The sequence below is a fragment of the Micromonospora sp. NPDC047762 genome (assembly GCF_043204655.1).
Classification (GTDB): Bacteria; Actinomycetota; Actinomycetes; order Mycobacteriales; family Micromonosporaceae; genus Micromonospora.
The window spans coordinates 378,595-391,292 of record NZ_JBIDCQ010000004.1; the positions used below are offsets into that span (position 1 = coordinate 378,595).

The window sequence follows — 12,698 nt, forward strand, 5'->3', positions numbered from 1 at the left end:
CGCTCGCTCACTCGACCACCGCGCCGGCTTCCAGGGCGAACAGGTCCCGCAGCTGGCCGGTGGACAACTCGGTGATCCACTGCTCGCCGGTGCCGACCACCCGTTCGGCGAGGCTGCGCTTGTCGGCGATCATCGCGGCCACCTTCTCCTCGACGGTGCCGGCGCACACGAACTTGCGTACCTGCACCCGCCGGTGCTGCCCGATCCGGAACGCCCGGTCGGTGGCCTGGTCCTCGACCGCCGGGTTCCACCACCGATCCACGTGCACCACGTGGTTCGCGGCGGTCAGGGTCAGCCCGGTGCCGCCGGCCTTGAGGGAGAGGACGAACAGCGGCGGACCCTCCGCGGACTGGAAACGCTGCACCAGAGCGTCCCGCTCGGCCTTGCCGAGGCCACCGTGCAGGAACAGCACCTCCCGGCCGAACCGCGCCGACAGGTGACCGCGCAACATCGCACCGAACTCGGCGTACTGGGTGAACAGCAGTGCCTTCTCCCCCGCCGCCAGCACCTCCTCCAGGATCTCGGTCAACCTGGCCAGCTTGCCGGAGCGGCCCTCCAGCGCCGAGCCGTCGCGCAGCAGTTGGGCGGGGTGGTTGCAGACCTGCTTGAGACGGGTCATCGTGGCCAGCACCAGACCGCGACGCTCGATGCCGTCGCTGGTCTCGATCCGGGCGAGCATGTCGTCGACCACCACCCGGTACAGCGCGGCCTGCTCCGCGGTGAGGTTGCACAGCACCTCCATCTCCAGCTTCTCCGGCAGGTCGGAGATGATGGACGAGTCGGTCTTGAGCCGGCGCAACACGAACGGACCGGTGATCCGGCGGAGCCGCTCGGCGGCCTCGGCGTCGCCATGTCGCTCGATCGGCTCGGCGAACCGTTTGCGGAACGTCGCGGCCGGCCCGAGCAGACCCGGGTTGGCGAACTGCATGATCGACCAGAGGTCGGCGAGGCGGTTCTCCACCGGCGTACCGGTCACCGCCACCCGCTGCCGGGCGGGCAGCGCGCGCACCGCCTCGGCCTGCCGGGTCGACGCGTTCTTGATCGCCTGCGCCTCGTCCACCACCACCCGGTGCCAGTCGATGCCGGCCAGGTCGGCGGCGTCGCGGGCGGCCACCGAGTAGGTGGTGAGGACCAGGTCCGCGCCGTGCGCGGCCGCTGTGAACTCCGCCCCCCGCGCCCGCTCGGCACCATGGTGTACGTGCACCCGCAGCTCCGGGGTGAAGCGGGCCGCCTCCCGCTGCCAGTTGCCGACCAGCGACATCGGACAGACCAACAGGGTTGGCCCGGCCGCCGGTGGATCCCCGGCGAGCAGCGCGAGCAGTTGCACCGTCTTGCCCAGCCCCATGTCATCGGCGAGCACACCGCCCAGACCGAGTGAGCGCAGGAAGGCAAGCCACGCCAACCCTCGCTGCTGGTACGGCCGCAGCGTCCCCCGGAAGCCCGGCGGCGGGTCCAGCGGGGTGAGCCGCCGCTCGACCGCGCCGGCGAGCAGGTCGCCCAACGCACCGTCGGCGGTCACCTCCAGCACCGGCAGCTCGCCGGTAGCCTCGCCGTCGGCCAGCCCGAGGCGGAGCAGATCGGCGACGGTCAGCTCGCCCGCGGAGCGGAGCAGACGCAGCCCCGCCGCGAGCCGCCCCGGGTCCAGCTCCACCCACCGGCCGCGGAGCCGTACCAACGGGGTCTTCGTCTCGGCCAGCGCCGCCAACTCCTCGGCGGAGAGCGGCTGGTCACCGAGCGCGATCTCCCAGCGGTAGTCGACCAGGGCGTCCAGACCGACACCGGCATCGGTACCACCCACAGTGCCCGGTGCGGTGCGGCTGCGCGCTCGCAACCGGGCGCCCAGTCGCGCCGACGGACGCTGCCACCAGGACGGCAGCAGCACCCCGAAACCGGCCGCGTGCAGCACCGGGGCACCCGCACTGAGGAACCGGTGCGCCCCCTCGACGTCGAGGTCCATCGCCTCCGGGGCGGCGGTACGCAGCGCGGCGTCCAGGTCCGGCCAGAGTCGACTGGCCCGGCCCAGCTCGGCGAGGAGCGTCTCCTGTGGGCTGGTCGTCCGGCCGACCAGGCCGTCGAGGGTCTGCGGCGCTCGCCAGATGTCCCCGGCGTCGACGTGCAGGCCGGGCTCGTCCGCGGCCTGCAACCCGAACTCCAACCGCCAGCGCCCGGCACCGATCGACCCGACCGACACCGGCGCGCTGTCGGCAGGCACCGGCACACCGTCGGCGGACACCGCCCGGGTGGCCAGGATCGGTTCGGTGACCTCGTCGGGGGCCGGTTCGACAAGGCGGAAACTGGCCCGCACGGGGCCACCGGCGGCGTCGCGCTGCCAGGCGTCCAGTTCGGCGGAGAGGGTGGCCAGCCCGGCCGGGTCGATGGTGAAGTCCCGCTGCGGGCCGGCGAGCGCGGCCAGCCAGGCCGGCGCCGGACCCCCTGGCCGCAGCCCCCGGGCCAGCGTGGTGGTCGCCAGCGCAGCCCGCGCGGCGGCGTCGGTCAGCGCGTCCAGCGCATCCGCGACCAGGACGGCCGCGGTCAGCTCGGAGGCGGGCGGCTCGGCAGCGGGCCGCTCGGACGCGGGCCGCTCGGACGCGGGCCGCTCGGACGCGGGCCGCTCGGACGCGGGCCGCTCGGCAGTGGTCTGCTCGGAGGCGGGCGGCAGGACGGTGGCTCGGGCGGCGGGTGGCAGGGCCAGCGCCAGCGAACGCGCCCAGGCGGCGTCAGTGCCGGTCAGCAACGGACGCCACACCGCCTGCACGGGAACGTCGGACGCCACCGGCACGTCAGCGCCGGGCGTCACGTCGGCCGTCGTCGTCCGCACACCGGGGAGGACGCGGCCACGGGTCACCAGGTCGGCGGCGAAGTCGGCCAGCTCGGCGAGGTGTCGCAGGGTCGCCCCGGCCACCGCCGGGATGTCGTCCAGGGCTTGCAGCAGCGACAGCGCGTCGTCCGGGGCGTACACCAGGGTGGGGACCCGCCACCCGGCGAGTGTGAGCCGACCGCGGGCCGCAGGTGCGACGGTGGTCCGGATCAGCTCGGGTGAGTCGGTCGGCGTGCCCGCCAGGGTGGGCAGGGTGAGCAGCGCGGTGTCCGGCCGGCTCGGCTCGGCGGCGTCGGCGAGGACGACGGCCAGGTCGGAGTGCCCGGCGGCGAAGGGATGCGGGCGTTCCCGGGCCGGCCGGCCCGAACGCGGAGCGGGGATCGGTGCGGCGCTGTCCTCGGCCCAGACGGCGAGGCCGCCGGTGGAACTGCCGCCGGGCAGCCACAGCCCGTGGATGACCAGCACCTGCTCCCCCTACTCGCCGCCCGCCCCCAGAATAGGGCGGCCCACCCGGCCGGCGATCCGCACCCATCGCCGCACTCGCGCGATCTTGCACTTTGTGTCGACGTTCTGCAAACAATGCACCTTTTGTCACCACAGAAAGTGCAAGATCGCGGCGGCGCGGGAGGGAGGTGCGGGAGGGAGGTGCGGGAGGGAGGTGCGGGAGGGAGGGCGCGGGCAACGGTCTAGCGTCGGCGTTGTGGTCGATCTTCTGGTTCTTGGTGGGCTCGGGGTGGACGTACGGGTTCGGGTGCCCGCGCTGCCGCTCCCGGCTGCCGATTCCCACACCGTCGAGCCGATCGAGCTGCGGATCGGCAACACCGGTGCCGGGGTGGCGTTGGCCGCCCGGGCACTCGGCCTGCGCGTCCTGGTCGTCGACACCCTCGGTGCCGATCCGGCCGGTGAGCTGGTCCGGGCGGCGTTGACCCGGGCCGAGGTGCCGGCGATGCTGGCCGAGCACCAGGGCGGCACCCGCCGGTCGGTGAACCTGGTGGACCCGGGCGGGCGGCGCACGTCGCTGTACGACCCGCGCCCCTGGCAGGGTGGTCCACCGTTTCGCGCCACCGAGTTGGCCGCACTGGTCCGCGACGCCCGGCACGTCCACCTTTCGATCATGGATTGGGTGGTGCCGTTGCTGTCCGCCGTGCGGGCCGCCGTTCCGGCAGGCGTGGCGCTCTCCACCGACCTGCACGACTGGGACGGCGAGAACACCTACCACCAGCCATTCGCGGAGGTCGCCGACCTGGTTCTGCTGAGCGGGGTGCGGTTGGGCGACCGGGCCGCGTCGCTCGCCGGCACGCTGGCGCCCCGGACGATGGTGGTGACCCGCGGCGCGGACGGCGCCGAGGTGTACCCGGGCGACGGCACGGCGGTACCAGTGCCGCCCGCCGTCCCGGGAAAACCGGTGGTGGACAGCAACGGGGCGGGCGACGCCTTCGCGGCCGGCCTGATCGCCGGCCGGTTGCGCGGTGAGCCACTGACGCATGCCGCCCGGTACGCGGCGCGGGTTGCCGCCGCGGCGTGCACGCACGACGGGATGGAGTACCCGCCGGGCCTGTTGCCCACCGGGTGACGGCCGACGGCGTGCGGCGACCCGGAGCTCAGAGCGCGCCGGCCTCGCCGTCGGTCAACTCGCGCAGGATGTCGGCGTGGCCCGCGTGCCGGGCCGTCTCCTCGATCATGTGCACCAGAATCCAGCGCAGCGACACCTCACCGAGTTGCGGGTGCGGCACCACGTGGTCGAGGTCGATGCTCGCGGCGACCGCCCGGGAGCGGGCGCAGGCCCGTTCGTACGCCTCGGTGAGACCGACGATGGTCTCCTGGTCGCTCAGCGTGAAGCTGGCGACCGCGTCCTCCTCGGAGGTCAGGTAGACGTCGCCGGGCTCGGGGGCCAACAGGGTCGGGAACCAGTTCCGCTCGACCACTGTCAGGTGCTTGACCAGCCCGACGAGCGTGGTCGCCGACGGCACCAGCCGACGTCGGGCGTCGGCATCGGAGAGACCGCGCAGTTTGCGCAGCAGCACGGCCCGGTGAAAGTCGAGGAACGAGGTCAGGACAGCGCGTTCGTCGCCGGTGCGGGCGAGCACCGGACCGAGCGTGGGATCGATCGTCTGCTCCATCCGCCGACCCTAGCCACGGGCCCGGCTCCTCGCTGCCCCGCTATCCGCTGCGGGCCGGCGCTGGGCCGGGCAGGATGGGCGCATGGCTTCATCCGTGCAGATCCTTCTCGTCGGCGGCTCGGCGGACGGGCAGACCATCACCGTCGAATTGGACAGCAACGGCCGTCCGCCGCTGACCCACCATCACCTCGGCTCCGGCGGGCTGGCCGACGCGCAGATCTACGAGTTGGAAACCGCCCGCGAGGAGGCCCGCGAGTGGCGCTACCGGTGGACCGGCCCGGCGGTGTGACAGCCAGCTCAGACCCGGGTGAGGGTCTGGCTGCGCAGGCTCTCCAGCACGCCGCGGGTGACCTCCGAGGTGCCCCGGGCCTGATCGCACACCTCCGCCACCCGCCGTGCGGTGGCCTCGGCGCGTTGCTCCCGCTCGTCCCAGAGCCGGTCCACCTCGGCCAGCAGCGGGCCCTCGACCTCCCGCTCCACGCCGCGTAGCGCCGGCACGCCGAGTCGTTGGGCCAGGTCGAAGACCTTGCCGGCGTACGGCAGGGGCAGGAACGGCGTACCGACCATCGCCGCGAAGATCAGGAAGTGCAGGCGCATGCCGACGGCCAGGTCGAAGTGGCGCATCAACCCCAGTACCTGCTGTGGCGAGTAGGTGCCGTGCAGGATCCGACCTCGCTCGGCGGCGACCATGTGCGACAGCACCCCGTGGGAGTGCCGGATGTCGTCGCGCTCCATCGGCACGAACAGCACGTACGCGTCGATCCGGTGCACCAGGAAGTCACCGATCTGGGCCAGCAGCCGGTGGTAGCCGTCCACGTCGAGGCGTTCGGCGGCCCGGCCCGGCTCCCGCACGCTTATCCCGACGAGGCGCTTGCCGACCGGCACACCCTCCTCGGCCAACAGGTGGGCCGGGAACTCCTCCGGTTTCAGGAGGAACGCCGGGTCCGCGGTGACCGTGATCGGGTTGAGCAGGCCGGCCTCCTCCAGCACCATCCGGGACTCCTGGTCCCGGACGGTCACCTGGGTGGCGCTGGAGAGCGTCTCCCGGACCATGCCGGTGTCCACCCCCTCGCTGAGCGGCCCGACCCCCACCGCGTACGTGATCAGCGGCAGGCCGCGTTCCTGGGCCACCCGGACCACCCGCAGGTAACGGCGGGCCTCCCGGTCGTACAGGATGCCGCCACCGCCCAGGATGAGCAGGTCGAGCTGGGCCAGGACCAGGGCCGAGTCGGTACGGCTCACGCCCTCCCACGGCACTGCCTCGACATCGGGGTGGGCGGCCCGGGTGTGCGCCGGGTTCCGTGAGAAGACGATGATCCGGGCGTTCGGTTCCTGCGTACGCAGATCGGTGAGCAGGCCGGTGAGGATCGCCTCGTCGCCGAGGTTTCGCCCACCGTACGAGCCGAGCACACCGATGGTCAGTCCGGCGCCGTGCGTCATCCGTCGCTCCTCCCCAGGTGCGGTCCGCGCCGGTTTCCCGCTGGGCAGGTGAACAGTCCTGCCGAAGGGACCCGTCCCCGGGCCGCCGGCTCAGCTTCCCGGGGTGAGGCGTTTCGCCATCTGCTGCGAGGTGACCTCGAAGCCCAGACTGCGGTAGAGGCCGATCGCCACGGAGTTCGTACCGAAGACGTTCAGACCCAGTTCGGGCACACCGTGTTGGGTGAGTTCGGCCTCGATGAGCTGGATCATCCGCCGCGCGTACCCGCGTCCCCGGTGCTCCTCGTGCACCTCGATGTTGTGGATCCAGGCCTGGTCCGGGGCGGCGGCCGTCGGCAGGGTCACCCAGATCCAGCCGACCTCGGTGTCGCCGACCCGGCCCACCCGCAGCAGGGCCCCTTCGGTGGCCGCACCCGCCGGCAGCGACTCCCGGATCTGGCTGACCGACCGGTCGAGGGCCGCCTGCGGGGTCATCCCCCGGTGCGCCACCAGATCGTCGGCGTACCCCTGCTCCAGTGATTCGAGCAGGCGGGCCAACTCCTGTGCCGTCATCGGCGTCAACGTCAACTCCACCGCGTCTCCCCTTCGTCGTCGCGAGCCGGTAGTGCAGCAGAACCGGCCCGGCCACGCCAACTGTTTCCCCGCCCGGGGCGGACGGGACGGCCGGGCGGCGGCGACGGACTGGTCCGCGGAGCGCTACCTGGCCGAGCTGGTCAGGGCGTCGACTCCAGTTGGTGCGCCAGTTGGGCCAGGTCGCGCAGACGCAGGTCCCCGTCGAGGCCCTTCAGCGCTGCGGTCATCGCCCCGGCAGCCCGACCGGCCCGCAGGCCGACCTCGGCGTCCTCGACGACCAGGCACCGCCCCACGGGTACGCCGAGCAGCGCCGCGCCCCGCAGGTAGCCCTCCGGGTCCGGCTTGCCGACGCTGACGTCCTCCACGGTGACGAGCACCGGTGCCTTGATGCCGGCGGCACCGAGCCGGGCCTCGGCGAGCCGCGCGTCGGCGCTGGTCACCACCGCCCAGGGCAACCCCAGCCGGGCCAGCGCGTTCAGCAGCTCGTGCGCCCCGGGGGTGGCCGTCACGTCGGACAGGTCGTCGTACTGCAACGCGAGCTGTCGTGCCGCGGCGGCGGCGACCGCGCTGTCGTCGAGCGTGGGCAGCAGCCGGCGGACGGTCCGGTCGGCCGGGCTGCCGTGCGCGATCGCCAGCGCCGTGGCCGGGTCGACGGCGTACTCGGCCGCCCACCGCTCCCAGGCCCGCTCAACGGCGGCGTCGGAGTCGACCAGGGTGCCGTCCATGTCGAACAGCACCGCGCCAATGCCCGCCAGTTCCACGCCCACGCTCCCCGGATCGCTCGCCCCACCCTCCCCCACCTCGCAAGATCCGCGCAACTTCGGTGATCCTGCTGTCTCGTCGCCTGGTGAGGCAGCAGGGTCGGTGAAGGTGCGCGGATCAGGGTGACCCACCGGGTCCGCAGGCCGTCGACGATCGCGGGAATCGGACCTGGCGGTCGGAGCGAGACGTCCGATGGCCGCCAGACGGGAGGGCGGCGCGGCCAGATGATCGTTTGCATGACGACGACACTCAACGACAGGGTCGCCCTGGTGACCGGAGGCTCCCGAGGCATCGGAGCCGGCATCGCGCTGCGCCTGGCACAGGACGGGGCCGACGTGGCGCTGACCTACCGGCAGGACGCCACGCGGGCCGCGATGGTGGTGAAGCAGATCGAGGCGCTGGGCCGCAGAGCGCTGGCGATCCAGGCGGACGGCGCCGACCCGGACGCTGTGCGGGGCGCGGTCGACCGGACAGCCGCCGAACTGGGTCGGCTGGACATCCTGGTGAACAATGCCGCGGTGTTCCTGGTCGGCGCCCTGAACGAGCTCGGCTCGGCAGAGGTGGAGCAGACGATCGCGGTCAACATCAGGGCACCGTACGTCGCCGCGCGGGCGGCCCTGCGGCACCTGGGCGACGGCGGACGGATCATCAGCATCGGCAGCAACGTCGGTGAGCGGGCGGTCTTTCCCGGGCTGACGCTCTACGCGATGAGCAAGACCGCTCTGGTCGGGCTGACCCGCGGCCTGGCCCGTGAACTGGGCCCACGGGCCATCACCGTCAACCTGGTCAACCCCGGGCCGACGGACACCGACGCCAACCCGGCGGACGGACCGAACGCGGCGACGATCAGCGGATTCACCGCCGTCGGCCGGTACGCTCGCCCCGCCGACATCGCGGCCACCGTCGCGCACCTGGCCAGCCCCGAGGCCGGCTACGTGACCGGTGCGGTGGTCAACGTGGACGGCGGCTTCACCAGCTGAGGAGCCGCACTGGCGCTTCCCTGGCTTCCATGATCAAGTGATGAGAAATAGGTGCCAGGAACCGTCCCTGACCTACTTTTCATCACCTGATCAGCTCGCGCTGGGTGTTGGTGGGCGCGGCAGGTTTCGAACCTGCGACCCCCCGCTTGTAAGGCGGGTGCTCTCCCACTGAGCTACGCGCCCGGATCGCCCATGTGGCGGGCCGGTGGCTGGCAAGCTTACCTGCCCGCCACCGACCCGGGCGCACGGCGTACCCCGGTCAGTTGGTCGCTTCGGCGATGGCCTTGCGCCAGCCCTGCTGGTCGCGGGCCTCGCCCGGGCCGTTCATCTCGGCGAAGCGGACCACTCCGGCCTTGTCGATGACGAAGGTGCCCCGGTTGGCGAAGCCGGCCACGTCGTTGAAGACCCCGTATGCCTGGGCGACGGCGCCGTGCGGCCAGAAGTCGGCGAGCATCGGGAACTGGTAGCCCTCACGGTCGGCCCAGATCTTGTGACTGTAGGCCGAGTCGACGCTGACGGTCAGCACCTGCACGTCGTCGTTCACGTACTCGCCGAGGTTGTCGCGCACCTCGCTCAACTCGCCCTGGCACGTTCCGGTGAAGGCGAGCGGGTAGAACACCAGCAGCACGGCGCGCCTGCCCCGGAAGTCCGAGAGGCGGACCTCCTGGTTGTTCTGGTCCTTGAGCACGAAGTCGGGTGCTTCGGCACCAACCTCGAAGGGCATGTGAACTCTCCTCGCTGCTCGGCCACACCGGCGACGGCGTCGGGGCGGGGGACGGCACCAGCCTGCTACCCGACGGTGGGCGGACCGTCGGGCGAGCGGAGCGGCGCTGGCTACTTCTTGGCCTTGGCACCTCGACGCAGCACCAGACGCGCGCCGCTCCAGTCCCGGCCGGCGTTGACGGTCGAGGTCTGCTGAAGGCCGGCGGTGGGCGCGGACTCCGCGACCTCGCTCGGTTCGACGTGCCCCTCGCGCCCCGCCTTCGGGGTGAGCAGCCACACGACGCCGTTGTCGGCCAGCGGGCCGAGGGCATCGACGAGCAGCTCGAAAAGGTCACCGTCGCCGTCCCGGTACCAAACCAGCACCGCGTCGACCACCTCGTCGGTGTCCTCGTCGACCAGATCTCCACAGCGGTCGGTCAGGGCGTCTCGGAGATCCTGGTCGACGTCGTCGTCGTACCCCATCTCCATGACGACCATCCCCGGTTCGATCCCGAACCGGTCCGCCAGGCTGCGTACCCCGTCGGCGGCCTGACCAGCGGTCGCGCTCACTGTCGCGTGCCTCCTCATCTCGTCCCTGCTCGCGACGTCGGTGCGACGCCGTCAGGCAAAGTCCACACAGTTGTTGGGCTGCGCGCAAGTGGCGCACCGGGTGGAACGGAATTTACCGTGCCAGCAGCGTACGGGCACCGTCGGTAATGGCTTCAGCGGAGACCAGTACGTGACGTGCTGCCGGACCTAATGGTACAAACGAGTCAACTCCCGCCACTCGACGCGCGGCACCGACATATCCGGCGTCGACCAGCGCGGCGATCACGCCCTCGCCGACCCCGCCGGAGCGGCGCGTCTCGTCCACCACCAGCACCCGGCCGGTCGCCGAGGACTCCCGGATGATGTCGGACACCGGCAGCGGAGCCAGCCAGCGCAGATCCACCACCCGGGTGCCCACCCCCTCCTCGGCGAGGACGGCCGCGGCCCGCAGCGACATCCGCACCCCGTTACCGAAGGTGATGATGGTGAGGTCGTCCGCCGAGCCGACCGGGTAGACCCGGGCCCGCCCGATCGGCACGTGCCCGGCCACCCACCCGCCCGGCTCCGGATAGCTGGCCAGCCACTCACCGTCACCAGTCGCGTACAGGTCGCGGGTGTGGTAGAGCGCGATCGGCTCCAGGAACACGCAGACGCTGCCGTCCACCGCCGCGCTCGCCAGACAGGTCCGCAGCATCGGCGCGGCGTCGTCCGGCCGCGCCGGCACCGCGACCACCAGACCGGGCACATCCCGGAGTACGGCCACCGAGTTGTCGTTGTGGAAGTGCCCGCCGAACCCCTCCTGGTACGCCAGGCCCGCCACCCGCACCACCATGGGGTTGCGGAACGCCCCCTGCGAGAAGAACCGCATGGTGGCCGCCTCACCGCGCAGCTGGTCCTCGGCGTTGTGCAGGTACGCCAGGTACTGGATCTCCGGCACCGGCAGCATCCCGGCCAGCCCGGCACCGAGGCCCAGCCCGAGCACCGACGTCTCGTCGAGCAGGGTGTCGAAAACCCGGGCCGCCCCGAACCGGTCGCGCAGCCCCTTCGTCACCCCGTACACGCCGCCCTTGGCGGCCACGTCCTCACCGAAGAGCGCCATCTGCGGGTGGTCGAGCATCCCGTCGGCGAGCGCGGCGTTGATGCTCTGCGCCAGGGTCATCGGCCCGGCCAGCTCCGGCGGCTTGCCGCCGAACGCCTCCGCCCGAGCGCCCGCTCCCGGCCCACTGGCCCGCGCCGCGGCGTCGGCCACCGCCCGCGCCACCCGCACCGGACGACGTGGGGCCAGCGCCGACACCACGTCGGCCGCGGAGGCCAACTTCGGCTCGCCCAGCACCTCCTCGGCCAGCCGGCGTACCTGCCAGCCGGTCTCGTCGTACCGGGCCAGCAGCTCCTCGCCGGTCGCCACGCCGGCGTCGACCAGCAGCCGCGCGGTGGCAGCCACCGGGTCCCGGTCCAGGTCGCCGGCCAGCTCGGCCGGGCCCCGGTACGCCGACTCCGCGTCCGCCCCGGCGTGCCCCATCAGCCGAACGGTGCGCAGGTGCAGCACGGCCGGCCGCCGGTTACGGCGTACCCAGGCCGCGGCCTCCGCCGCCACCTCGTACGTCCGCACCGGGTCGGCTCCGTCCGCGCTGAAGTAGCGGATGCCCGGCTTGGCCCGCAGGGTCGCCTCGACCCAGCCCTCCGGCGAGCGGACGCTGATGCCCAGCCCGTTGTCCTCGCAGACGAAGAGCACCGGAATCCGCAGCCCCGCGTGGTCGTACCACCCGGCGGTGTTGAAGGCGGCGGTGGCACTCGCGTGGTTGACCGAGGCGTCGCCGAAGGAGCAGACCACTATGGCGTCCGGTGGCCAGGGGGCGTGCGCGGCGCCCGCGCCGCTGCCGACCCGCATCCCGGCCCCGGTACGCCGTCCGGCGCTGTCCAGCCGGCGCAGCCGCTCCACTGCCAGTCCCATCCCGACCGCGCGGGGCAGGTGCGAGGCGATGGTCGAGGTGGTCGGCACGACGGCCAGATCGGCCCGGCCGAACACCTTGTGCCGTCCCCCGGCAATCGGTTCAAGGCTGGACGCGACCATCCCGCGCAGCACGTCCCGGGCCGCGTCGGCGTACGCCGCGAACCCGTTGGCGGCCGGGGCCTGTTCGATCCCGGACGGCTCCGATTCGGACGCCTGCGGATCGGAGCCGGGGTCGGGGTCACGGGTCGGTGCGCCGTCGACGGTCGGCTGAGTGCCGGTTGCCGGTTCGGAGTCGACGGTTCCCGCCGGGGCGGACCGCTCGGAGTCGACGGTTCGCGCCCGGCCGGCGCCCGGCGCTTGGTCAGCGGCGGCCTCGGTAGCGTCCGCGGCGGCCGGCGCGGGGCCCACGGGAGCCAGGGCAGGGTCGGCGGCGGCCTGGGCGGCGCGCAGGCAGTAGAAGGCACCCGAGCGGTAGTGCAGCAGCGCCGGATCGGTGGGACGCAGCGCGGCGGCGACCGCGGCGTTGCCCTCGTGCCCGGCGGAGCCGATCGTGTAGAAACCCTCCCCGAAGCTCCGCAACCAGCGGCCGGCCAGGTCGAGCTGCCGGCTGGTCACCTGCGCGTCGAACAGGTCCAGCACCTGCCCGCCGGTCAGCGGGGCGTCGTCGGTGACCGGGTCGGCGGGGTCACGCCGTCGCTCGGCGGCAGGCAGCGCTGCCAGCGTCTCCCGGAACCGGTCGTCGAGATCTTGCGGGGTGGTCACGTCGGACAGCATTACCGACGGAAGCTCCGCTCGCCCAGTGGGAC

11 protein-coding genes and 1 tRNA gene are annotated in these 12,698 nt (G+C 72.9%); 3 read left to right on the forward strand and 9 right to left on the reverse strand.

What is annotated here, in order from left to right; all coding sequences use genetic code 11:
- Positions 1-7: 7 nt before the first annotated feature.
- Positions 8-3,283, reverse strand: coding sequence for an SNF2-related protein (locus tag ACGF3C_RS15730; RefSeq protein WP_393222413.1), 3,276 nt, complete (start codon positions 3,281-3,283; stop codon positions 8-10).
- 235 nt (positions 3,284-3,518) lie between these two features.
- Here ACGF3C_RS15730 and ACGF3C_RS15735 point away from each other — a divergent pair, with 235 nt between their 5' ends.
- Positions 3,519-4,391, forward strand: coding sequence for a PfkB family carbohydrate kinase (locus ACGF3C_RS15735; RefSeq protein ID WP_357223770.1), 873 nt, complete (start codon positions 3,519-3,521; stop codon positions 4,389-4,391).
- Between the two features lie 28 nt (positions 4,392-4,419).
- On the opposite strand, the gene ACGF3C_RS15740 is transcribed toward ACGF3C_RS15735, so the two are convergent.
- A complete protein-coding gene (locus ACGF3C_RS15740) occupies positions 4,420-4,938 on the reverse strand; it encodes a DinB family protein (RefSeq protein ID WP_357223773.1) in 519 nt (172 codons plus the stop codon).
- Between the two features lie 82 nt (positions 4,939-5,020).
- Between ACGF3C_RS15740 and ACGF3C_RS15745 the strand changes: the two genes are divergently transcribed.
- Positions 5,021-5,227, forward strand: coding sequence for a hypothetical protein (locus tag ACGF3C_RS15745; RefSeq protein WP_355008835.1), 207 nt, complete (start codon positions 5,021-5,023; stop codon positions 5,225-5,227).
- Positions 5,228-5,235: 8 nt separating this feature from the next.
- Here ACGF3C_RS15745 and ACGF3C_RS15750 read toward each other — a convergent pair whose 3' ends face one another.
- The 3 genes from ACGF3C_RS15750 to ACGF3C_RS15760 form a co-directional block, all read right to left on the reverse strand.
- Positions 5,236-6,378, reverse strand: coding sequence for a polysaccharide pyruvyl transferase family protein (locus tag ACGF3C_RS15750; RefSeq protein WP_357223776.1), 1,143 nt, complete (start codon positions 6,376-6,378; stop codon positions 5,236-5,238).
- A gap of 90 nt (positions 6,379-6,468) precedes the next feature.
- Positions 6,469-6,948, reverse strand: a complete 480-nt coding sequence (locus ACGF3C_RS15755) for an N-acetyltransferase (protein ID WP_357223778.1) — start codon at positions 6,946-6,948, stop codon at positions 6,469-6,471.
- Between the two features lie 140 nt (positions 6,949-7,088).
- Entirely contained in the window at positions 7,089-7,709 is a 621-nt protein-coding gene (locus ACGF3C_RS15760) for an HAD-IA family hydrolase (RefSeq protein WP_393222419.1), read from the reverse strand.
- A gap of 237 nt (positions 7,710-7,946) precedes the next feature.
- Between ACGF3C_RS15760 and ACGF3C_RS15765 the strand changes: the two genes are divergently transcribed.
- Positions 7,947-8,690, forward strand: a complete 744-nt coding sequence (locus ACGF3C_RS15765; RefSeq protein WP_393222422.1) for an SDR family NAD(P)-dependent oxidoreductase — start codon at positions 7,947-7,949, stop codon at positions 8,688-8,690.
- A gap of 108 nt (positions 8,691-8,798) precedes the next feature.
- Here ACGF3C_RS15765 and ACGF3C_RS15770 read toward each other — a convergent pair.
- The 4 genes from ACGF3C_RS15770 to ACGF3C_RS15785 form a co-directional block, all read right to left on the reverse strand.
- Positions 8,799-8,873, reverse strand: a tRNA-Val gene (locus tag ACGF3C_RS15770).
- A gap of 76 nt (positions 8,874-8,949) precedes the next feature.
- Positions 8,950-9,414 carry a peroxiredoxin gene (locus tag ACGF3C_RS15775; RefSeq protein ID WP_393222425.1) on the reverse strand — a complete coding sequence of 155 codons (465 nt, stop codon included), beginning with the start codon at positions 9,412-9,414 and terminating at the stop codon, positions 8,950-8,952.
- Between the two features lie 110 nt (positions 9,415-9,524).
- Entirely contained in the window at positions 9,525-9,962 is a 438-nt protein-coding gene (locus tag ACGF3C_RS15780; protein ID WP_030330240.1) for a DUF3052 domain-containing protein, read from the reverse strand.
- Positions 9,963-10,074: 112 nt separating this feature from the next.
- Complete coding sequence (locus ACGF3C_RS15785; RefSeq protein WP_393222428.1) at positions 10,075-12,666, reverse strand: thiamine pyrophosphate-dependent enzyme; 2,592 nt, start codon at positions 12,664-12,666, stop codon at positions 10,075-10,077.
- Positions 12,667-12,698 lie beyond the last annotated feature (32 nt).